19 protein-coding genes are annotated in these 21,117 nt (G+C 70.7%); 14 read left to right on the top strand and 5 right to left on the bottom strand.

The window, feature by feature from the left end; translation table 11 throughout:
- The first annotated feature begins 33 nt into the window (after window positions 1-33).
- From hutU to hutI, 4 genes are all read left to right on the top strand, one after another.
- Window positions 34-1,698: a urocanate hydratase gene (gene hutU, locus ACQEV2_RS17230; RefSeq protein ID WP_433041576.1), complete on the top strand. Its 1,665-nt coding sequence runs from the start codon at window positions 34-36 to the stop codon at window positions 1,696-1,698.
- A gap of 134 nt (window positions 1,699-1,832) precedes the next feature.
- Entirely contained in the window at window positions 1,833-3,035 is a 1,203-nt protein-coding gene (locus ACQEV2_RS17225; RefSeq protein WP_433054518.1) for an allantoate amidohydrolase, read from the top strand.
- Window positions 3,032-4,381: a formimidoylglutamate deiminase gene (locus tag ACQEV2_RS17220; RefSeq protein ID WP_433041574.1), complete on the top strand. Its 1,350-nt coding sequence runs from the start codon at window positions 3,032-3,034 to the stop codon at window positions 4,379-4,381. Before ACQEV2_RS17225 ends, ACQEV2_RS17220 begins: the two co-directional genes overlap by 4 nt.
- On the top strand, window positions 4,378-5,673 hold the full coding sequence (hutI, locus tag ACQEV2_RS17215) for an imidazolonepropionase (protein WP_433041572.1): 1,296 nt from the start codon (window positions 4,378-4,380) through the stop codon (window positions 5,671-5,673). Before ACQEV2_RS17220 ends, hutI begins: the two co-directional genes overlap by 4 nt.
- Here hutI and ACQEV2_RS17210 read toward each other — a convergent pair whose 3' ends face one another.
- Together ACQEV2_RS17210 and ACQEV2_RS17205 are read right to left on the bottom strand one after the other, a co-directional pair.
- Window positions 5,674-7,236: a ricin-type beta-trefoil lectin domain protein gene (locus ACQEV2_RS17210; RefSeq protein WP_433041569.1), complete on the bottom strand. Its 1,563-nt coding sequence runs from the start codon at window positions 7,234-7,236 to the stop codon at window positions 5,674-5,676. It lies immediately after the preceding gene.
- A 259-nt stretch (window positions 7,237-7,495) separates the two neighbouring features.
- A complete protein-coding gene (locus ACQEV2_RS17205) occupies window positions 7,496-8,449 on the bottom strand; it encodes an RNA polymerase sigma factor SigF (protein ID WP_433041566.1) in 954 nt (317 codons plus the stop codon).
- A 237-nt stretch (window positions 8,450-8,686) separates the two neighbouring features.
- On the opposite strand from ACQEV2_RS17205, the gene ACQEV2_RS17200 reads away from it, so the two are divergent.
- The 6 genes from ACQEV2_RS17200 to ACQEV2_RS17175 all read left to right on the top strand — a co-directional run bounded on the left by ACQEV2_RS17200 (window position 8,687) and on the right by ACQEV2_RS17175 (window position 14,215).
- Window positions 8,687-9,073: an STAS domain-containing protein gene (locus tag ACQEV2_RS17200; protein WP_433041564.1), complete on the top strand. Its 387-nt coding sequence runs from the start codon at window positions 8,687-8,689 to the stop codon at window positions 9,071-9,073.
- 240 nt (window positions 9,074-9,313) lie between these two features.
- Window positions 9,314-9,826, top strand: coding sequence for an ATP-binding protein (locus ACQEV2_RS17195; protein ID WP_433041561.1), 513 nt, complete (start codon window positions 9,314-9,316; stop codon window positions 9,824-9,826).
- A 243-nt stretch (window positions 9,827-10,069) separates the two neighbouring features.
- Window positions 10,070-10,741, top strand: coding sequence for an LPXTG cell wall anchor domain-containing protein (locus ACQEV2_RS17190; protein ID WP_433041558.1), 672 nt, complete (start codon window positions 10,070-10,072; stop codon window positions 10,739-10,741).
- A 128-nt stretch (window positions 10,742-10,869) separates the two neighbouring features.
- Window positions 10,870-11,703 carry a hypothetical protein gene (locus tag ACQEV2_RS17185; RefSeq protein WP_433041555.1) on the top strand — a complete coding sequence of 278 codons (834 nt, stop codon included), beginning with the start codon at window positions 10,870-10,872 and terminating at the stop codon, window positions 11,701-11,703.
- Window positions 11,700-12,785 carry a hypothetical protein gene (locus ACQEV2_RS17180; RefSeq protein WP_433041552.1) on the top strand — a complete coding sequence of 362 codons (1,086 nt, stop codon included), beginning with the start codon at window positions 11,700-11,702 and terminating at the stop codon, window positions 12,783-12,785. Before ACQEV2_RS17185 ends, ACQEV2_RS17180 begins: the two co-directional genes overlap by 4 nt.
- 116 nt (window positions 12,786-12,901) lie before the next feature.
- Window positions 12,902-14,215 carry a hypothetical protein gene (locus ACQEV2_RS17175; RefSeq protein WP_433041549.1) on the top strand — a complete coding sequence of 438 codons (1,314 nt, stop codon included), beginning with the start codon at window positions 12,902-12,904 and terminating at the stop codon, window positions 14,213-14,215.
- Between the two features lie 101 nt (window positions 14,216-14,316).
- On the opposite strand, the gene ACQEV2_RS17170 is transcribed toward ACQEV2_RS17175, so the two are convergent.
- Complete coding sequence (locus tag ACQEV2_RS17170; RefSeq protein ID WP_433041546.1) at window positions 14,317-15,828, bottom strand: peptide MFS transporter; 1,512 nt, start codon at window positions 15,826-15,828, stop codon at window positions 14,317-14,319.
- A gap of 42 nt (window positions 15,829-15,870) precedes the next feature.
- Window positions 15,871-16,008 carry a hypothetical protein gene (locus ACQEV2_RS17165; protein ID WP_433041543.1) on the bottom strand — a complete coding sequence of 46 codons (138 nt, stop codon included), beginning with the start codon at window positions 16,006-16,008 and terminating at the stop codon, window positions 15,871-15,873.
- A 308-nt stretch (window positions 16,009-16,316) separates the two neighbouring features.
- Here ACQEV2_RS17165 and ACQEV2_RS17160 point away from each other — a divergent pair, with 308 nt between their 5' ends.
- Entirely contained in the window at window positions 16,317-16,994 is a 678-nt protein-coding gene (locus tag ACQEV2_RS17160) for a response regulator transcription factor (protein WP_020940464.1), read from the top strand.
- A 134-nt stretch (window positions 16,995-17,128) separates the two neighbouring features.
- Window positions 17,129-18,403 carry an ATP-binding protein gene (locus tag ACQEV2_RS17155; RefSeq protein ID WP_433041539.1) on the top strand — a complete coding sequence of 425 codons (1,275 nt, stop codon included), beginning with the start codon at window positions 17,129-17,131 and terminating at the stop codon, window positions 18,401-18,403.
- A 230-nt stretch (window positions 18,404-18,633) separates the two neighbouring features.
- Here the strand turns inward: ACQEV2_RS17155 and ACQEV2_RS17150 are convergent, their stop codons facing one another.
- Entirely contained in the window at window positions 18,634-19,194 is a 561-nt protein-coding gene (locus ACQEV2_RS17150) for a GtrA family protein (RefSeq protein WP_433041536.1), read from the bottom strand.
- Window positions 19,195-19,379: 185 nt separating this feature from the next.
- Here ACQEV2_RS17150 and ACQEV2_RS17145 point away from each other — a divergent pair, with 185 nt between their 5' ends.
- Entirely contained in the window at window positions 19,380-20,576 is a 1,197-nt protein-coding gene (locus ACQEV2_RS17145) for a 5-(carboxyamino)imidazole ribonucleotide synthase (RefSeq protein WP_433041533.1), read from the top strand.
- Entirely contained in the window at window positions 20,573-21,112 is a 540-nt protein-coding gene (purE, locus tag ACQEV2_RS17140; RefSeq protein WP_433041530.1) for a 5-(carboxyamino)imidazole ribonucleotide mutase, read from the top strand. The genes ACQEV2_RS17145 and purE overlap by 4 nt, the downstream gene beginning before the upstream one ends.
- Window positions 21,113-21,117: the final 5 nt, after the last annotated feature.

Genomic DNA, 21,117 nt, shown 5'->3' with positions numbered 1-21,117 from the left:
AGTCCGCAGTCACAGTCCGCTGGGAGGCAGACCATGTCAGGACCCCGCCCCGTCCGAGCGCCGCGCGGTACGGAACTGAGTGCCCTGGGATGGCAGCAGGAAGCCGCCCTGCGGATGCTGCAGAACAACCTGGACCCCGAGGTCGCCGAGCACCCCGACAAGCTCGTCGTCTACGGCGGCACCGGCAAGGCGGCCCGCGACTGGCGCTCCTTCGACGCCATGGTGCGCACGCTGAAGGGGCTGAAGCAGGACGAGACCATGCTCGTCCAGTCCGGCCGCCCCGTCGGCGTCATGCAGACCCACGAGTGGGCCCCGCGCGTCCTCATCGCCAACTCCAACCTCGTCGGCGACTGGGCCAACTGGGAGGAGTTCCGCCGTCTGGAACAGCTGGGGCTGACCATGTACGGCCAGATGACGGCCGGCTCCTGGATCTACATCGGCACCCAGGGCATCCTCCAGGGCACCTACGAGACCTTCGCCGCCGTCGCCGCGAAGAAGTTCAACGGCACCCTCGCCGGGACGATCACCCTCACCGCCGGACTCGGCGGCATGGGTGGCGCCCAGCCGCTCGCCGTGACCATGAACGACGGCGTCGCGATCTGCATCGACTGCGACCCGCGCGCCATCGAGCGGCGTATCGAGCACCGGTATCTGGACGTCAAGGCCGACAGCCTGGACCACGCGCTCCAGCTGGCGACCGAGGCCCGCGACGCCCGGCGCCCGCTGTCCATCGGCGTCCTCGGCAACGCCGCCGACCTCGTCCCGCAGCTCCTCGCCATGGGCGCCCCCATCGACATCGTCACCGACCAGACCTCGGCGCACGACCCGCTGTCGTATCTGCCGCTCGGCGTGGACTTCGACGAGATGGCGTCCTACGCGGCGAAGGACCCGGCGGGCTTCACGACCCGGGCGCGGGAGTCGATGGCCCGGCACGTCGAGGCCATGGTCGGCTTCATGGACGCCGGTGCCGAGGTCTTCGACTACGGCAACTCGATCCGTGGCGAGGCCCGACTCGCCGGGTACGAGCGGGCGTTCGCCTTCCCGGGCTTCGTGCCGGCCTACATCCGCCCGCTGTTCTGCGAGGGCAAGGGCCCCTTCCGGTGGGCGGCCCTCTCGGGGGACCCGGCCGACATCGCCAAGACCGACAAGGCGATCCTCGACCTCTTCCCGGAGAACGAGTCCCTCGCCCGCTGGATCAAGATGGCCGGCGAGCGGGTCCACTTCCAGGGGCTGCCCGCGCGGATCTGCTGGCTCGGTTACGGGGAGCGGGACAAGGCGGGCGAGCGGTTCAACGACATGGTGGCGAGCGGGGAGCTCGCCGCGCCGCTCGCCATCGGGCGCGACCACCTCGACTGCGGTTCCGTCGCCTCGCCGTACCGCGAGACCGAGGCCATGCTCGACGGGTCCGACGCGATCGCCGACTGGCCGCTGCTGAACGCCATGGTGAATGTGGCGTCCGGTGCGTCCTGGGTCTCCATTCACCACGGTGGTGGCGTGGGTATGGGGCGGTCCATTCACGCTGGTCAGGTGACGGTGGCCGACGGTACGAAGCTGGGTGGGGAGAAGATCCGGCGGGTGCTGACGAACGACCCGGGTATGGGTGTCATCCGGCACGTGGACGCGGGGTACGACATCGCGGAGTCGGTTGCCGATGAGCGGGGCGTCCGCGTTCCGATGCGTGAAGGTGACGACGCGTGACCCAGAACGAAGGCGGGCGCAGCGGCAACTCTCCGGTGGGGGCTGAGGTCTCGTCGCCGGGTGCGGGTTCGGCTGTGCCCACCCGTTCCGCCCTGCGGAACGACTGCCCACAGCCTGGCGGCTCGTTGCACCAGATGTGGCGCGAGCTGCTCCCCATCGGCCGGCACCCCGACTCCCACGGCTACCGCCGCTTCGCCTGGACCGGCGCGGATCTCGAATGCCGGGACTGGTTCAAGGCGCAGGCCGAAGCGCGCGGGCTCGGCTACGAGGTCGACCGGAACGGGAATCAGTGGGCCTGGCTCGGGGATCCTGCCGCCGGGGACGCCGTCGTCACCGGGTCGCATCTCGACTCCGTTCCGGACGGGGGCGCCTTCGACGGGCCCCTCGGCGTCGTGTCCTCCTTCGCCGCCCTCGATGAACTGCGCGGCAGGAAGGTGCAGTTCACCAAGCCCCTCGCCATCGTCAACTTCGGCGATGAAGAGGGCGCGCGGTTCGGGCTCGCCTGTGTCGGGTCCCGGCTCACCGCCGGGCAGCTCACCGTCGACAGCGCCCACAAGCTGACCGACGGGGACGGGGTCAGCCTGCCCCGGGCCATGGAGGCCGCAGGGTACGACCCCGACGCCATCGGCGCCGATCCGGAACGGCTCGCGCGCATCGGTGCCTTCGTCGAACTGCATGTCGAACAGGGCCGGGCGCTGGACCTGTCCGGCGACCGGGTCGGCATCGCCAGCGCCATCTGGCCGCACGGCCGGTGGCGGTTCGACTTCCGGGGCGAGGCCAACCACGCCGGCACCACCCGGCTCGTGGACCGGCGCGACCCCATGCTGTCGTACGCCGAGACCGTGCTCGCCGCCCGCAGGGAGGCCGAACTCGCCGGCGCCGTCGCCACCTTCGGCAAGATCGCCGTCGAGCCCAACGGCGTCAACGCCGTCCCCTCCCTGGTGCGCGGCTGGCTCGACTCCCGGGCCGAGGACCAGGACCGCCTCGACCGGGTGGTCGGCGGCATCGAGAAGGCCGCCCGGGAGTACGCGGCGGCCCACGGCATCGACCTCGACGTGGTCCGGGAGTCCTTCACGCCCGTCGTCGAGTTCGACCACGCCCTGCGCGACGAACTGGGCCGCATCCTCGGCAAGGACACCGGCATCACCGTCCCCGTCCTGGGTACCGGCGCCGGACACGACGCCGGAATCCTCTCCGGGCACATCCCGACGGCCATGCTGTTCGTACGCAACCCCACGGGCGTCTCGCACTCCCCGGCCGAGTTCGCCGCCGAGGACGACTGCGTGGCCGGAGTCATCGCCCTCGCCGACGTACTGGAAGGACTGGCCTGCACGTGACGCCCACCCAGCAGACCCGTACGTACTGGCTGGAACACGCCTGGCTCGACACCCACGTCGAGCCGGGCGTCGCCCTCGAGGTGCGGGACGGCCGCATCGCCGCCGTCCGGACCGACGTCCCCACCCCGCCTCCCGGCGCGGAGATCCTCCGCGGACTGACGCTCCCGGGCCTGGCGAACGCGCACTCGCACGCCTTCCACCGCGCCCTGCGCGGCACCGTCCAGGTCGGCTCCGGCACCTTCTGGACCTGGCGCGAGGTCATGTACTCGTTCGCCGACAGACTGACCCCGGACACCTACCACGCCCTCGCCCGCGCCGTGTACGCCGAGATGGCGCTGGCGGGGATCACCGCGGTCGGCGAGTTCCACTACGTCCACCACGCCCCGGGCGGCACCCCCTACAGCGACCCGAACGCGATGGGCGAGGCCCTCATTGCGGCCGCCGCCGAAGCCGGCATCCGGATCACCCTCCTCGACACCGCCTACCTGTCCTCCGGCTTCGGACAGCCGCCCAACACCCACCAGCTCCGCTTCTCCGACGGACACGCCGAGGCCTGGGCCGAACGCTGTTCAGTTCTCAAGGAACGGGATCACGCACGGATCGGGGCGGCCATCCACTCCGTACGGGCCGTGCCCGCCGACCAACTGGAGACCGTGGCGCGATGGGCCCAGGAGCGGCGGGCCCCGCTCCATGTGCACCTGTCCGAGCAGACCGCCGAGAACGAGGCGTGCCTGGAGGTGCACGGCTGCACCCCGACGCAGCTCCTCGCCCTGCACGGCGTCCTCGGCCCGCGCACCACCGGCGTCCACAACACCCACCTCACCGCCGAGGACGTCTCGCTCATCGGCGGCAGCGGCACCGGCACCTGTATGTGCCCGACGACCGAGCGGGATCTCGCGGACGGCATCGGACCGGCCGCCGCCCTGCAGAACGAGGGCTCCCCGCTCTCCCTCGGCTCCGACAGCCACGCCGTCATCGACCTGCTCGAAGAGGCGCGCGCGATGGAGCTGAACGAGCGCCTGCGCACCCGTACACGAGGTCACTGGACGGCGGCGGCTCTCCTGCGGGCGGCCTCCGCCGACGGCCACGCGGCCCTCGGCTGGGACGACACGGGCACCCTGGAGCCGGGCGCACGCGCCGACTTCGCGACGATCGCGCTCGACTCGGTCAGGACGGCAGGGCCGCTTCCGCGGCTCGGGGCCGAGACGGCCGTATTCGCTGCGTCGGCAGCAGACGTGTCGCATACGGTCGTGGGAGGCCGGCCTGTCGTACGGGACGGGATCCACACCCTCGTACCGGATGTGCCGAGGGCCCTCGCGGACGCCGTCGAAGCCCTGCGCGGATGACGGCGGGCCGCCCACCCCCGCGGTCCGCCTCCGCCCCCGAACCCGACCCCACCGCCGACCAGGCCAGCAAGGACGCCATGAGCAACGCGACGACCGTCAGCCCCGCCAACTCCGCGAGCACCGCCAGCACGCTCATCACCAACATCGCCGCCCTGGTCACCAACGACCCCTCCCTCGGTGACGGTTCCCCCCTCGGACTGATCCAGGACGCGGCCGTCGTCATCGAGGGCGACCGCATCGCGTGGACCGGTGATCAAAGCAAAGCACCCGCCACTGACAATCGGGTCGACGCAGGCGGCCGGGCGGTCGTCCCCGGCTTCGTCGACTCCCACTCCCACCTCGTCTTCGCGGGCGACCGGACGCAGGAGTTCAACGCCCGCATGTCGGGGCGGCCGTACAGCGCGGGCGGCATCCGTACGACGGTGGCGGCCACGCGAGCGGCGAGCGACGAGGACCTGGAGCGCAACCTCACCCGCTATCTCGCCGAGGCCCTCCGCCAGGGCACCACGACCTTCGAGACCAAGTCCGGCTACGGCCTGACCGTCGAGGACGAGGCGCGGGCGCTGCGCATCGCGTCGGCGCACACGGACGAGGTCACCTACCTCGGCGCCCACATCGTCTCGCCGGACTACGCCGACGACCCCGCCGCCTACGTCGCCCTCGTCACCGGCGAGATGCTCGACGCCTGTGTCCCGTACGCCCGTTGGATCGACGTCTTCTGCGAGAAGGGCGCCTTCGACGGCGACCAGGCCCGCGCGATCCTCACGGCGGGCAAGGCCAAGGGCCTGCACCCGCGCGTCCACGCCAACCAGCTCTCCTACGGCCCCGGCGTGCAGCTGGCCGTCGAACTGGACGCCGCAAGCGCCGACCACTGCACCCACCTCACGGACGCGGACATCGACGCCCTGGCGAACAGCCGTACGGTCGCCACTCTCCTCCCCGGCGCGGAATTCTCCACGCGCGCCCAGTGGCCGAACGCCCGCCGCCTCCTCGACGCGGGCGTCACGGTCGCCCTCTCCACCGACTGCAACCCGGGCTCGTCCTTCACCTCCTCCGTCCCCTTCTGCATCGCGCTCGCGGTACGGGACATGGGAATGACCCCGGACGAGGCAGTGTGGTCGGCCACGGCAGGCGGGGCAGCGGCCCTCCGCCGCGACGACGTCGGCCGCCTCGCCCCGGGCGCCCGCGCGGACTTGCTGCTGCTGGACGCGCCGAGCCATGTGCATCTGGCGTATCGGCCGGGGGTGCCGCTGGTCAGCGAGGTCTGGCGGCGGGGAGTGCGGGTCGTCTGATCAGGACGCCCCCGCCCGCCACCGCTGATCCCCCCGCCCCGCCTCCCGCACCAGGGACAGCGACCTGTCCCCGCTCGGCGTCACCGCATGGTCCGGGGCGATCCCCGGGCGGATCACCCCGCTGGAGTCCACCGCGAACCTCAGGTTCTGCCCGTTGCGCCCGTACACCGAGTCGCACGTCCAGATCCCGACTCCCCGGTCGGTCGAACCCCGGCTGTCCAGGCAGTAGTCGGGGTAGGCGTACGACTGCAGCACGCCGCGTTCCGAGTCGACCCGCCAGCGTTGGTCGCGCGCGGACGTGCAGGTGGCCGTGGTGACGTCCGTGCCGTTGTACGGGGCGCCGTCGATGTCCAGGCACAGCCCCGTGGCGACGTTCACGACCTGGGCGTAGGTGCCGTTCGGCGGGTGTGCGGGGGAGGGGGTCGGCTTCGGGCGGGCAGTCTTCGTGGGTGTCGAACTTCTCGTCGGAGACGGCGACTTGGAGGTACGCGACGGAGACGGCGAAGGCGAGGGCGAAGAGGCCGACGGTGTGACCGACACCGTCGCGGTCACCGTCACCGCCACCGGCGGCACACTCACCGCGGTGCCCACCGAGCCCACCGGCTCCTGCGACGACGAACCATCCTGCGCCACCAGGAAGAGCACCAGCGGCAGCAACGCCACCCCGAGCGCCGCCGACACCAGCACGACCCGACGGCGATCCCAAGGCCGGCCTCCCGTCGGCCAGTTCCTCTCCGCAGCAAGGCCGACGGCCTCCCGCTCCCCTGTGCCACCCGCCGCATACGCCGTCCCGCCCCACGGCAGCAGCCCCTCCGCCAGCGCCGTGCGCGGCGAGTCCCGCAGCGCCGACAGCTCCTCGTACGCCGTCGTGCAGTGCGGACAGTGCGCCATGTGCGCGCGCAGGTCGGTGCTGTCGCGGGGGCTGTCCGGGCGGACCGACTCCTCGATGAGGCGGCCGAAGTCGGGACAGTCGGGGTCGTCGGAGGCGGCGAGACGGGTGCGCAGACACGCGCGGGCCAGCTGCTGGAGTGCCGGGTCGATGCCGTATGTCACGTCCTCGCGGGTGAGGCCGAGGAGAGCGGCGGTCCGGTCCACCGGCTCCCGCTCCACGACTCCGTACCAGATCAGGCCCTGTGTGCGGGACGACAGGGTCTGGAACGCCACGAGCATGGGCGGGACCGGGCCGGACGGGCCGGTCGTGTTCAGGACGAGGAGCAGGCCCGCGTCGAGGCCCGCGGCCCGCTCGTCCATGGCCCACGTGCCGGCCGACCGGGTGGTCAGCAGCAGGAGCCGGTGCCGCCAGGGGAGGCCCGGGTCGACGCCGCGTGCCGTCTGACGGGCCGCGAGCGTGAACGCCTGGGCCGCCAGCTGCCGTGCCATGGAGTCGTTCGGCGTGCACAGGCGGGCGTAGGCGAGGACGGGTGCGTGATGGCGGGCGCGGAGTTCCTGGAGCGCCTGATACGCGGTGGCCGTGTCGGCGCGCAGCAGCTCGGTGAGCCGCGCGTCGGACGCGCCCGCGTGCATCCCACGGTCACGGTCCCTGCCCTCGTCGGACCGAGCCATCCGCCTGCCTCCTTGCAGCCTTGCCACCCGCGCGGGGTCCTGAGCTACCGGCGGGTATGACCGCTCATAGTGAAGGAAGGGGAGCTCTGGGGAAAGGGTTTCTGTGGGTAACCCATGAGGCGCACGTGAACGGCCGTGAACGCGCTCTGCCCGCTATAACGCGCTGTGCCCGGTATCCGGCCGACGGATTCGGCGGGATACCGGGCACAGCGCGGGTCAGCGGGTCAGCGGTAGGCAGGCGCCTCTCCGCCGCCGGCCGTCACTCCTCGACCGTCAGCCCCTTCCGGAGCCGGATCAAGGTGCGCGACAGCAGCCGCGACACATGCATCTGCGAGATGCCGAGTTCGTCGCCGATCTCCGACTGGGTCATGCCCGCGACGAACCTCAGGGAGAGGATCTTCCGGTCTCTGGGCGGGAGTTCGGCGATGAGCGGCTTCAACGACTCGACGTACTCGATGCCTTCGATGCCGTGGTCCTCGTAGCCGATCCGGTCGGCCAGCGCGCCCTCGGCGTCGTCCTCCTCGGGCTGGGCGTCCAGCGACGAGGCGGTGTACGCGTTCGACGCGGCCATGCCCTCGACGACCTCGTCGTTGGTCAGGCCGAGGCGCTCCGCCAGTTCCGCCACCGTCGGGGCGCGGTCGAGCTTCTGGGCCAGCTCGTCACCGGCCTTGGCGAGGTCGAGCCGCAGCTCCTGGAGTCTCCTCGGCACCCGCACCGACCACGACGTGTCGCGGAAGAAACGCTTGATCTCGCCGACGATGGTCGGCATCGCGAAGGTGGGGAACTCCACGCCACGGCTGAGCTCGAAGCGGTCGATCGCCTTGATCAGGCCGATGGTGCCGACCTGGATGATGTCCTCCATCGGCTCGCTGCGCGAGCGGAACCGGGAGGCGGCGAACTTGACCAGGGCGAGGTTGAGTTCGACGAGGGTGTTGCGGACGTACGAGTACTCGTGGGTCCCTTCCTCCAGCGACTCCAGCCGCTCGAAGAGGGTCTTGGACAGGGCCCGTGCGTCCACGGGCCCCACTTCGTCGTACGGGGGGATGTCCGGAAGCCCGGCGAGTACGTCGTCCTGGCCGAACTCCTGACCGAAGTCGGGTTCGGAACGTACCTCGCTGTTCTGCTCGATGGGATCCAGATGTTCCGGTCGGGGTGCCGACGTCGCGCTCTGGGTATGCGATGCGTCGAGCCGGGGTGACATGATGTCCTCCATCGTTCTCGGCATATGGCTGCCGAAGCCTGTGCGTGCACTGCGGTGTGCGGCGCCTCCAAAGCCGGCCGAGTCGGTTACGTGTCTCTACTAGCCCTACCCGCTTTCGTGAGCCCACCGCAAGTGCGCTGTGTTCCGAAATGTCCGTTTCCGGGTGGATGTTCGGGTGTTGGAGGGCGTAGGGAAGGCGTAGTGTTCGAGCGTGAGTCAGCAGCCACGACGTCGGGAGTGAGAGACGGCATGGACCGCGGGACGGTCGGCAGCGCACAGTCTGGCCGACTTCTGGTCGAGGTGCGGGAAGAGGGCTCCAGTGCCGTCGTGACCCCGGCGGGTGAGTTGGACCACCACACGGCCGATTTGTTGCGTGAGCCACTCGAGGACTGCCTGGACAAGGGCTTCAGTCGGCTGGTCGTCGACTGCTCGCGACTCGAGTTCTGCGATTCCACGGGGCTGAACGTGCTGCTCGGGGCGCGCCTGAAAGCGGAGGCCGCCGGTGGCGGGGTGCATCTCGCGGGCATGCTGCCCGCCGTTGCGCGTGTGTTCGAGATCACGGGGGCCGCGGCGGTCTTCACGGTCCACGACTCACTCGACGCCGCCCTGGCCGACGAGGCCGACGGGGCGGGTTGATCCCCCGCGTCCGACGCCGCGCCAGACGTCACATCATTTGTGCCGAATACGGGGGTGTTCCCTCGGCCCGGTCGGGCAGGAGACACCCTGAACCTGTCGGCTGTGATGTCGGCCACCGGGGTGGGGAACTGTGACCGACCTATCAGGCAAGGGCGTGTACTGGCGTGACTCTGCGTACAGACTTGTGAATTGTGTGAACGTTGAACTGGTGAATCGGTGAATCGGTGAGGTGAAGCGCTGATGAGCACCACCCGGCCATTCTCGCCGGGCGACCGCGGCCCTGAGCCCAGCGGCGCTTCCGGGGCGTCCGAGGGGTCCGAGTCGTCCGGCGGGCCGTCGGCGGGACGTCAGGTCCGTCGGCTGGACTTCGACGGCCAGAGCGGCGTCGTGCCGCTCGCCCGCGACTTCGCCCGCCAGGCGCTGTACGCGTGGGGCTGGCTGCCGGCCGCCACCGCCGACCAGCGGGCCGCCGCCGAGGACGTGCTTCTCGTCGTCTCCGAGCTGGTCACCAACGCCTGCCTGCACGCCGGCGGACCGGACGAGATGTGGATCGCCTGCGACAACAAGGTGATCCGCATCGAGGTCTCCGACAAGGGCACGGGCCAGCCCGCACCCCGCACCCCCCACCGCGCGGGCCGCCCCGGCGGCCACGGCATGTTCATCGTGCAGCGGCTGTGTCTGGACTGGGGGGTCGTGCGGACGCCGGGCGCGGCCGGCAAGACGGTGTGGGCGGAGCTCGGGGCGCCGGCGTAGGGCGCGCCTGCGGCCGTACGGAGTAATCGTCTCCGTTCCCATCGTCTCCATTCCGCTGAGGGCTGCTCGGGTGCCGGCCATCTCCTGTTACCCACGGTCACCCTGAGGGGCTCGCTCTCCACTGGAACCCCTTCCCGCACACCCCGGATCGTCACAACTCCGGGTTGCATCGTGTCTTCCCTCCTCAACGCCCCGGGCGTACCTTGACGGCCGATCTGATGTGCCGTCAGGAATGAGGGGACCGTGTCGAAGCAGAAGCGAACCGCCGCGCTTGCGACCGCCGCGGCCCTGGCCGGCTCGGCGGTGTTGATGGCCGCCCCTGCGGCTCGGGCCGAGGTCGTCGACGTCAACTACGCCTGCAAGACGCCCATCGGCGACAAGAGCGCCGTCTCGCCCATCGACATCAAGGGCGTCAAGAGCGGCAGCGGTTACAAGATCACCATGTCGTGGCAGAAGGGCGTCTCGTCCAGCCCGGTCGAGCTGGGCAAGGGCGCGATGAACCCGAGCGCCACCATCAAGCTGGGCGGCGCCGACAGCGGCACCCTGAACGTCACCGGTCCCGCCAACCAGGAGGCGATTCCCGCCAACACCCCCATCAAGATCAATGACCTGACGGGTACGTACACCCCGAAGAAGACCGGCAAGGTCACCTTCACGGCAGGCGTGCTCACCATCAAGGCGCTCGGCACGACGACCACGTGCACGCCCACCAACAGCCCCGGCCCCTCGCTGACCCTCGACGTCACGGCCGCGAGCGGGGGCGGCGGCGGAACCCAGAGCGGCTCCGGCTCCGGCGCCGAGCTCCCGCAGACCGGCCCGGAGGACTCGGCCATCGCCCTCGGCACCCTCGGCGGCACGGTGCTTCTCGCGGGGGCGGCGGGGGCGCTGTGGCTGACGCGGCGGAATCAGACCTGAGCGTTTCGCTTCGCTGGGAATGCCGCGATGGGTCGTCTTTTGACTGCCGCGCCGTTGTGGCTGGTCGCGCAGTTCCCCGCGCCCCTTACGGGGCGCTGCCGAACCGTCCCGCCTTGATGGAGCCGCCCATGTCGCCAGCCGTCCGTGTCCTGTGTCTGTCGCTGCTCGTCCTGCTCGGTGCCGCCCCTACGGCGACTGCTGCCGAGCAATGGTCGCTCGCGCCCGCCGGAGGTGGACGGCCGGCGTTCTACGGCGAGGGCGAGCCCGGCACGGTCCTGCAGGACGCGGTGTCCGTGACCAACCGGAGCGGCGAGGCGGTCACCGTCCGGCTGCGCGGGCCCGGCGTGACCTTCGCGGACGGCGCCGTGCGTGTCCCTGCCCGCACGCGTGCCGACGTCCCCTTCACGGTGACCGTGCCGGCCGCCGACCGCACTCTCGGGATCGTCGCCCGCGACGGGGACGGCCGTGAGCGGCGTGTGAAGGTCCGGCTCCGTGTCACCGTCCCGGAGGTGTTCGCTCTGACCGTCGAGCACGTGGCGGTGCGCGGCGACCGTATCGCGTACGAGCTGGTCAACCGCGGTACGACGACTCTGGAGCCGCGGCTGGCCGTCCGAGCGGACGGCGTCCTCGGCAGCGTCCTCGACCGCGGGCCGCGCTCCCTCCCCGTCGATCTCCCCCCGGGCAGCCGTACGAAGCTCACCGAGCCCTGGCCCGACCGGCCCGCCCTGGACGCGGTCAACGTACGGCTGACGGTGACGGCGGCGGGCGGGGTGCGGGACACGGCGGAGGTGTCGGCGCGGTTCGTGCCGTCGGGCGCGGTGGCGGGGGGCGCGGGGGCGGTCGCGGCGATGGGTGCCTTCTTCGTCGTACGACGTCGTGGGGGCCGTAGGCCGGGAAGCGGCGGCGAGCCGGTCCCCGAACCGCCGGCCAGGAAGGTCGAGTCGACGGGAGCTGTGCGGTGAACGGCAAGGTGCGCGGCGCGCTGCTGGCGCTGCTGTGTCTGATCCCGCTGGTGGCGATCGTGCAGCCCGCCTCGGCCGCGGACCCGCCCACCGTGAGGCTCTCCAAGTCCCAGGCGGGGACAGGTGGGTCGATCACCGTCACCGGTGAGAGGTGGCGGCCCCGCGCCCTGCTGATGATCCTGATCTGCGGCCAGTCCGTGCCGTCGACAGGTGTGACCGGCGGCACCAACTCCTGCGCCAACGCGGACGGCAGGGCCGTGACGACGGACGCCGAGGGGCGCTTCAGCCGGAAGCTGCCGGTGGCCGAGCCGCCCGTGCCCTGCCCGTGCGTGGTGCACGTGGCGACGGTGACCGGGGCGAAGGCCGAGGCCGACGCGATCTTCCAGGTGGCCGGGCACGCGGTCGAGCCGCTGCCCGCGGAACCGGCGGGCGGACGCCTGTCGGTCCTCACCGACACCCGGCTGGACGGCTCCGGTGGCCTGCTGACCTGGTTCGGCGCCCCGCCCGCCCGCACGCTCGTCTTCACCGTCGGCAATGTGGGCACCTCCGCCGTCAGGAACCCGGTCTTCCAAGTCGGCACCTCCCACGGCGTGTTCGCCCCCGAGTGGCAGGAACAGCAGTGGCGCGGCACGATCCAGCCGGGGAAGAAGGCACGGATCGAGCTGCCGGTGGAGCTCGCCGCCGGGGCGCACGGCGACTACACCGTCTCCCTGAAGTACGGCGGCAAGGTGATGGCCGAACAGCCCTGGGGCGTGGGCCGGCCCTGGGGTGTGACGCTGTTCTGGGTCCTGGTCTGCCTGGTCGTACCGGCGGCGTTGTTCCGCATCGGGATGGCGGTGGTGGACCGGGTACGGCCGCGGCAGACGTCCCGCCGTCGCGGCTTCCGCCTGCCCGAAGCGGCCCTGCGCATACCGGGGCTCAAGCCCCGGGAAGAGGCGAGGCACGCCCTTCCCTCTTCCTCCTCATCGACCCTGCCGTGGTTCACCCCGGACAACGCCCCGGGCACGGCCGGTCGGCTCTCCGCACCGCACGACGACAGCCCGACGAGTCCTACGACTCCCACCAGGAAGGGATCCACGTGAGCAAGCGAAGGAGAGTCACACCGGTCGGGCCACGGAGCCCCCGCAGTCCTCGGAACTCTCGCAGTCCTCGGAACTCTCGGAGCCCTCGGAGAGCGAGCGCGGCGGGCGTCGCCCTGATGCTCGGCGGCGCGGGTGTGCTGCTCGGCGTGGCAGCCGCGCCCGCGCAGGCGGCCGAGGTGTCGTACGCGACCGAGTGCATCCCGCCCGCGATCTCCGGGCTGCCGCCGGTCCAGGGCACGACCAAGGTGGAGATCACCGCGCCCGCGGAGGCGAAGGTCGGCGACGAGGTGCAGATCGTCTGGAAGTTCGTCCAGGCGGCGTCGAAGAACCCCGACATCCTCGACCTGGAGAAGGACACGGTCCAGCCGACGGGAACGCTGAAGGCGGCGGGCGCGCAGACGGCCGACATCGCGATGCAGGGCCCGCGGCAGAACCCGCCGATCCCCAAGAACAGCGACATGAAGCTGTCCGACATGAAGGGCACGCTGAAGCTGACGGCACCGGGTGAGGTGTCCCTGACGCCGGACGCGTACAACATCAACGTCAACAAGCCGATCTCGACGGACACCAAGTGCACGCCCAAGGAGACGGTGAAGCCGGCGGCCACGATCAAGGTGACGGACGCGGGCGGGGGCTCGGGCGGTACGACGGGAGGATTGCCGACGGTCGTGCCGACGCTGCCGACGAGTGTGCCGACCGGTCTGCCGACGGGGTCGTCGAGCCCGACTCCGACTCCGACTCCGACGCCGAGTGAGAGCGAGACGGGCGGGGACGCCGGCGGTTCCAGCACGGGTGGCGGGGGCGGCGGCCAGGGCGACTTCACGGGCAAGGAGGTCCAGGTCCCGTACGAGTGCAAGACGCCGATCGGCGACAAGGAAGCGACCTCGCCGGTCCAGATCAACGCCAAGAAGAACGGCGGGAGCTTCGACCTGACGGTCCAGTTCAAGAAGTCGGTGATGGACAGCCCCGCCGACATCCCCAAGGACTCGGTCAAGCCGTCCATGGAGGTCGTCCTGGGCGGCGCGGACAAAGGCACGGTCCATGTCGAGGGCCCCACCAACTCCGAGGCCATCAAGGCGGGCGACCCGATAGAGATCCCGGACCTGACGGGCACGTACAAGCCGGGGGCGAGCGGAGAGTCGACGCTCTCACCAGGCGTCCTGACGGTGAAGGCCCTGGGCACGACGACGACGTGCACACCGACGAAGACGGAGGTGTCCCTGACCCTGGACACGACCGAGCAGGCGAGCGGCGCGTCCGGCGGCGGCTCGACCGGCGGTTCCGCGGGCGGCTCCTCGACGGACGGCGGCCTGGCGGCGACGGGAGCGGAGGACCATGGTGCGCTGAAGGCACTGGGTCTGGTGGCGGGGACGGCGCTGTTGCTGGGCGGAGCGGTCTTCACCTTCATGCCAGGACGCAGACTGCGCTAGCCGACCTCCCAGGGGCGCGGGGAACCGCGCACAGCACCGAAAGCGACGGGGCCGCTGAAACCCACTTGGATCCCAGCGGCCCCGTCGGCTCGAGCACCGCGCTAGCGGACGTCGCCCATCAGCGCCCGGATCTTGCGCCCGGCCATCATGAACGCCAGCCCCGCGGCAACGGCGATGACGGCCCACATCGAGTAGTACACGGCGTCACCCAGCGGAGCGTTCAGTTTGGTGGTCCAGCCGTTGAGCGCGTTGCCCGTCGCCGTGGCCAGGAACCACAGACCCATGATCTGGCCCACGAACTGCTTCGGCGCCAGCTTCGTCGACAGGGACAGGCCCACCGGCGACAGGCACATCTCGCCCAGGGTCTGCACGAGGTAGACGCTCAGCAGCCAGAAGACGGTGACCTTGCCCGTGTCGCTGTTCGCGGCGGCGGCGCCGGCCAGGCCCATGATGCCGAACGAGCCACCGATGAGGAGCATCGCCAGGGCGAACTTCATGGGCGTGCTGGGCTCACGGTCGCGCCGGGCCAGCTTCACCCACACAGCGGCGAAGATCGGGGCGAGCACGATGACCATGGCGGGGTTCACCGACTGGTACCAGGACGCCGGGAACTCCCAGCCGCCGATCATGCGGTCGGTCTTGCCGTCCGCGAAGATCGTCAGCAGCGAACCGGACTGGTCGTAGATCATCCAGAACAGCACGGCGGTGGCGAAGAACCAGGCGAAGGCCTGGATCTTCGGCTTGTCCTCGGAGGCCAGGGCCGGGTTCCGGTACATCGTCACGAAGTAGACGATCGGGACCACGATGCCGAGGACCGCGAGCACGTTGACGATGTGCTCGATGTCGTACGTACCCAGCGCGATGTCCAGCACCAGCGCGGCGACGGCGATGCCGCCCCACAGCGCGACCTTGCGCAGCGCGGCCCGCTTCTCCTCCGGGGAGGCCGGCGTGCCGGGCTGCTTGCCGATGTCGCCGAGGTGGCGGCCGCCGCGGACGTACTGGAGGACGGCGAGGGTCATACCGACACCGGCGACACCGAAGCCGAGGTGCCAGTCGACGTTCTCGCCGAGGTAGCCGACGACCAGCGGGGCGGCCATGCCACCGATGTTGATCGCCATGTAGAAGAGCGTGAAGCCGGCGTCGCGGCGGGCGCTGGGCTGGCCCTCGTAGAGGCCGCCGACCATCGCGGAGATGTTCGGCTTCAGCAGACCGGTGCCGATCGCGATCAGGCCGAGACCGCAGAAGAAGGCGATGTCCGCGGGGATCGCCAGCGTGAAGTGGCCGGCGGCGATGACGATGCCGCCGACGAGCACGGCCTTACGGGCGCCCCAGAGGCGGTCGGCGACCCAGCCACCGGGCATGGCGGCCATGTACACGACCGCGTTGTACACACCGTAGATCGACGCGGCCAGGGCTTCCCGGCCCGCCAACGGGCCGTCGAGGACACCCGCGATCAGATAGAGGACGAGGATGCCGCGCATTCCGTACCAGGAAAAGCGCTCCCACATCTCCGTCATGAAAAGCGTGGCCATACCGCGGGGGTGGCCGAAGAAGGTCTTCTCGGAGCCGGGGGTGCCCGGGGAGACCGAGTCCTTCGTCAGGCTGGACGCCATGGTCGATCCTTGCTGGTCGGGACGCGCACCGACGTCGAACGGTCACGCGCCCGGTGGGGGGCGGCCGGCACCGGCGGGTACGGCCGCCCGTCCCACGCCCGGGGGAGTCCCGCTCCGGGTCTCGGAGCGGAAGACGGCGACCGCCGGGATCCACGCCCCCGTCTTCAGGGGCCCGGCCACAGGTCATTCCTTTTCACGCGCACATAAAAGAGACCCTCAGCGTCAAGTGCCGCCGAAGGTCCCTGCAGTGCTACAGGCGTAGATTCACCATACGTCAGGACACTGCCGGAAATGGAAGGACTTGAGACACGGATCACAGGTGTCGAGGGAACCGCAGGCACCCTTTCCAAGGTCCTTTCCAGGATTGCACCTCCTAGGCATAGGTCTGTACCACGCCCCCGGAAGGTAAGAGACGCCCTGAAGAACGGTAAGAATCAAGGCGTCCGATCACACCCCAGCTCTTGTCATGGGCGGACTACCATCAGCTCATGACCCGTGTACTGCTCGCCGAGGACGACGCGTCCATTTCGGAGCCGCTGGCCCGCGCACTGCGTCGGGAAGGGTACGAGGTCGAGGTGCGGGAGGACGGACCCACCGCACTCGACGCAGGAATGCAGGGCGGCGTCGACCTGGTCGTGCTGGACCTCGGCCTGCCCGGCATGGACGGCCTGGAGGTGGCCCGTCGCCTGCGTGCCGACGGTCACACCGTGCCGATCCTCATCCTGACCGCGCGCGCCGACGAGGTGGACACCGTCGTCGGCCTGGACGCGGGCGCCGACGACTACGTCACCAAGCCGTTCCGGCTGGCCGAGCTGCTCGCGCGGGTGCGGGCCCTGCTCCGGCGCGGGGCGGCGGAGCCGCAGCAGCCGCCCGCGACGCACGGGGTGCGGATCGACGTCGAGTCGCACCGGGCGTGGATGGGGGACGAGGAACTCCAGCTCACGGCCAAGGAGTTCGATCTGCTGCGGGTGCTGGTGCGGGACGCCGGGCGCGTGGTCACCCGGGATCAGCTGATGCGGGAGGTCTGGGACACGACGTGGTGGTCGTCGACCAAGACGCTCGACATGCACATCTCGTGGCTGCGGAAGAAGCTCGGCGACGACGCGGCCAACCCTCGGTACATCGCCACGGTGCGGGGAGTGGGTTTCCGGTTCGAGAAGAGCTGAGGCGGTCGCGCCGTCGGGGCCAGTGTGAGCTGGGCGACTGACGGCCGTCGGGGGCTGGTCGCGCAGTTCCCCGCGCCCCTGTAGGGGCGCTGCCGTACTGGTCGTTGTGAAGTCACCGCCCTAAGGATCGTCCCTTGCGTCGCCGTCTCATCCAGTCCACCCTCGCGGTCGTTCTCGTCGTGATCGCTGTGTTCGGCGTGTCACTGGTGATCGTCGAGACGCGGACGATCACCAGCACCGCGCAGGAACGGGTGGACACCGAGGCGGTGCGGCTGGTCAGCATTGTGGACAGCCGGCTGCTCGGGGACGAGACCGTCGACGCGAAGGCGCTGCGGGAGCAGATCCAGGGGGATCGTTACGCCGAGATCCGGATTCCGGGCAAGCCGGTGATCGAGGTCGGCACCAGGCCGACCGGTGAGGTCATCAGCGCCAAGGAGACCGGCGAGGAGGGTGAGACGGTCACCGTGCAGGAGCCGCGTTCGTCGGTGACGCGGGAGGTCGGCCGTACGTTGCTGATCATCGGGGCGGTGGCGCTGCTGGCGGTGATCGCGGCGGTCCTGCTGGCGGTGCGCCAGGCGAACCGCCTCGCCTCCCCGCTCACCGACCTCGCGGAGACGGCGGAACGCCTCGGCTCGGGCGACCCTCGCCCGCGCCACAAGCGGTACGGCGTCCCGGAGCTGGACCGCGTGGCGGACGTACTGGACTCCTCGGCCGAGCGCATCGCCCGCATGCTGACGGCGGAACGCCGGCTGGCGGCGGACGCCTCCCACCAACTCCGCACCCCGCTCACGGCCCTCTCTATGCGCCTGGAGGAGATCACCCTCACCGAGGATCTCGACACGGTGAAGGAGGAGGCGACGATCGCCCTGACGCAGGTGGAGCGCCTCACGGACGTGGTGGAACGCCTCCTGACCAACTCCCGGGACCCCCGCAACGGCTCCGCCGTCACCTTCGACCTGGACGAGGTCATCCAGCAGCAGCTGGCGGAGTGGCGTCCGGCGTACCGCAGCGCCGGGAGGGCGATCGTCAGCTCGGGCAAGCGCCACCTGCAGGCGGTCGGCACGCCGGGCGCCGTCGCCCAGGTCCTGGCGGCCCTGATCGAGAACTCCCTCATGCACGGCGGCGGCACGGTGGCGCTGCGCACCCGCGTCACCGGCAACCAGGCGGTCATCGAGGTCACGGACGAGGGCCCCGGCATCCCGGCGGACCTGGGCGCCCGCATCTTCGAGCGCGCCATCAGCGGCCGCAACTCCACGGGCATCGGCCTCGCGGTCGCCCGCGACCTCGCGGAAGCGGACGGCGGCCGCCTGGAAATGCTCCAGACCAAGCCCCCGGTCATCGCCCTGTTCCTCTCCCGCACACCCCCGACGAAGAAACCGACGCAGACTTCGGGGCCGACGGTCAGGTGACGGCGGGGACGAACAGCGGGGCGAGCTGCGGCGAACGCGCTGCTTCTCGACGCCGGCCCGCATCACTCAGCCCGTCCGGCGTTTGAGGACGAGGCCCCTTCAGGGCCGAAGCGGGGGTCTCGGGGCGGCAGCCCCCAGGAGGCGGGGTCGAAGGGGCAGCGCCCCTGGAGGATGGGACGGGTAGGGGTGGCGGGGGCGAGAAAACCCCAGGCCCCCCCGCGCCGGGCAGCTCAGCCCACCCGCTGCCCGACCCGCGGCTTCTCCGTCTCCGGCTGCCGCCTCGTCAGGAACGATTCCGCATCGGCCACCGCCCCCTCCTCCGAGGGAAGCGCCCGGAACACCCACGTCCGATACGACCAGAACCGGAACAACGTCGCGATACCGATCCCGAGGAACTTGAAGACGTTGCTCTGCAGCGGACTGTCCCAGCCGAACCCGTACGTCGCCGCGTACAGCACACCGTTCTCGATCACCAGCCCGACCACGCTGAACAGCAGGAACAGTCCCAGTTCCTTCGTACGGCGACCCTTGTCGCGATCCCGGTACGTGAAGTACCGGAAGCCGAGGTAGTTGAAGGCGATCGCGACGACGGTCGCGATGACGCTCGCCCGCACCACCTGGAGGTCGGTCACATGCCGCACCAGGTTGAACACGAGGAGATTGACCAGGAGCCCCGCTCCCCCCACCGCACCGAACTTGGCGACCTCACGCACCAGCCGGTCGAAGCGCTGCCGAACGGCACTGCGGGGTACCGGAGGCGCCGCATGAAGCCCCGAGGAACCACGTCCCATGGTCGTGAAGGCTCCTGTCGGTCGATGTGTCGGTCATGTGCCGATCGGTTTCGTCAACCCAGCCATGCTAACCACCCCCCTCGGCGATTGCCTGTGCGCGAGGTCATAGGTCGGGAACAGGTCGGGAAGAGCCCCGGAAAAGTCCGGTAAGAGGGTCGCCCCCGCGCGGCCGATACCCTAGGGGCGTGACGTTCCCGGTAGTCGGCATGGTCGGCGGGGGCCAGCTCGCTCGTATGACACACGAGGCAGGCATCCCGCTGGGCATCAGGTTCAAGCTCCTCAGTGACACCCCTCAGGATTCCGCGGCGCAGGTCGTCAGCGATGTCGTCATCGGCGACTATCGCGACCTGGACACGCTGCGCGACTTCGCGCGCGGGTGCGATGTGATCACCTTCGATCACGAACACGTACCCACCGAGCACCTCAGGGCCCTGGAGGCGGACGGCATCCCCGTACGCCCGGGCCCCGACGCGCTCGTGCACGCCCAGGACAAGGGCGTGATGCGCGCGAAACTCGACGCGATCGGCGTGCCCTGCCCACGGCACCGCATCGTGAGCGACCCGGCCGACGTGGCCGCGTTCGCGCGCGAAGGCCTTCCCGACGGCGCGGAGGGCGGTGGGGGCACCTCCCGTTCGAGCGAAGCCGAGAGTGGGGGATTCCCCGTCGTCCTGAAGACCGTCCGCGGCGGCTACGACGGCAAGGGCGTCTGGGTCGTCGACTCGGTGGAGGAGGCCGCGGACCCGTTCCGCGCCGGTGTCCCCGTCCTCGCCGAGGAGAAGGTCGACTACGTCCGCGAGCTCGCCGCCAACGTCGTGCGCTCCCCGCACGGCCAGGCCGTCGCCTACCCCGTGGTCGAGTCCCAGCAGGTCAACGGCGTCTGCGACACCGTCATCGCCCCGGCCCCCGACCTCGACGAGACCCTCGCGCTCAAGGCCGAGGAGATGGCCCTGACCATCGCCAAGGAACTCGGCGTCGTCGGCCACCTCGCCGTCGAGCTGTTCCAGACCCGCGACGGCCGCATCCTCGTCAACGAACTCGCGATGCGCCCCCACAACTCGGGCCACTGGACCCAGGACGGCGCGATCACGTCCCAGTTCGCCAACCACGTCCGGGCCGTCCTCGACCTCCCCCTCGGCGACCCGCGCCCGCGCGCCAAGTGGACGGTCATGGTCAACGTCCTCGGCGGCGACTTCCCGGACATGTACTCCGCGTACCTGCACTGCATGGCCCGCGACCCCCAGCTGAAGATCCACATGTACGGCAAGGACGTGAAGCCCGGCCGCAAGGTCGGTCACGTCAACACCTACGGCGACGACCTGGACGACGTGCTGGAGCGCGCCCGTCACGCAGCCGGCTACCTGAGAGGCACCATCACCGAATGAGCACCGCTGCCGGCCCCGTCGTGGGCATCGTCATGGGTTCGGACTCCGACTGGCCCGTCATGGAGGCCGCCGCCCAGGCCCTCGACGAGTTCGAGATCGAGTACGAGGTCGACGTCGTCTCCGCGCACCGTATGCCGCGCGAGATGATCACGTACGGTGAGCAGGCCGCCGAGCGCGGGCTCAAGGTGATCATCGCCGGGGCCGGAGGAGCCGCCCACCTGCCGGGCATGCTCGCCTCCGTCACGCCCCTCCCGGTCATCGGCGTCCCCGTCCCGCTGAAGTACCTCGACGGCATGGACTCCCTGCTGTCGATCGTGCAGATGCCGGCCGGCGTGCCCGTCGCCACCGTCTCGGTCGCCGGTGCCCGCAACGCCGGTCTGCTCGCCGCCCGCATCCTCGCCGCCCACGACGAGGAGCTGCTCCAGCGGATGCGCGAGTTCCAGCAGGACCTGAACGACCAGGCCACCGAGAAGGGCAAGCGCCTGCGGGCCAAGGTCGACGGCGCGGGCGGGTTCGGCTTCGGCGCGGGGAAGTGACGCCG

Source organism: Streptomyces sp. CA-251387 (assembly GCF_050936625.1).
Lineage (GTDB): Bacteria > Actinomycetota > Actinomycetes > Streptomycetales > Streptomycetaceae > Streptomyces.
Note: the sequence above shows the minus strand (reverse complement) of the source record. Positions and strands in the feature narration are given on the sequence as shown.

Coding starts and splice junctions, on each gene's coding strand:
- purE (WP_433041530.1), top strand. CDS start 20,573: ATGAGCACCGCTGCCGGCCCCGTCGTGGGCATCGTCATGGGTTCGGAC.
- ACQEV2_RS17200 (WP_433041564.1), top strand. CDS start 8,687: ATGGACCGCGGGACGGTCGGCAGCGCACAGTCTGGCCGACTTCTGGTC.
- ACQEV2_RS17225 (WP_433054518.1), top strand. CDS start 1,833: ATGTGGCGCGAGCTGCTCCCCATCGGCCGGCACCCCGACTCCCACGGC.
- ACQEV2_RS17185 (WP_433041555.1), top strand. CDS start 10,870: ATGTCGCCAGCCGTCCGTGTCCTGTGTCTGTCGCTGCTCGTCCTGCTC.
- ACQEV2_RS17160 (WP_020940464.1), top strand. CDS start 16,317: ATGACCCGTGTACTGCTCGCCGAGGACGACGCGTCCATTTCGGAGCCG.
- hutI (WP_433041572.1), top strand. CDS start 4,378: ATGACGGCGGGCCGCCCACCCCCGCGGTCCGCCTCCGCCCCCGAACCC.
- ACQEV2_RS17195 (WP_433041561.1), top strand. CDS start 9,314: ATGAGCACCACCCGGCCATTCTCGCCGGGCGACCGCGGCCCTGAGCCC.
- hutU (WP_433041576.1), top strand. CDS start 34: ATGTCAGGACCCCGCCCCGTCCGAGCGCCGCGCGGTACGGAACTGAGT.
- ACQEV2_RS17170 (WP_433041546.1), bottom strand. CDS start 15,828: ATGGCGTCCAGCCTGACGAAGGACTCGGTCTCCCCGGGCACCCCCGGC.
- ACQEV2_RS17210 (WP_433041569.1), bottom strand. CDS start 7,236: ATGGCTCGGTCCGACGAGGGCAGGGACCGTGACCGTGGGATGCACGCG.
- ACQEV2_RS17150 (WP_433041536.1), bottom strand. CDS start 19,194: ATGGGACGTGGTTCCTCGGGGCTTCATGCGGCGCCTCCGGTACCCCGC.
- ACQEV2_RS17175 (WP_433041549.1), top strand. CDS start 12,902: ATGCTCGGCGGCGCGGGTGTGCTGCTCGGCGTGGCAGCCGCGCCCGCG.
- ACQEV2_RS17205 (WP_433041566.1), bottom strand. CDS start 8,449: ATGGAGGACATCATGTCACCCCGGCTCGACGCATCGCATACCCAGAGC.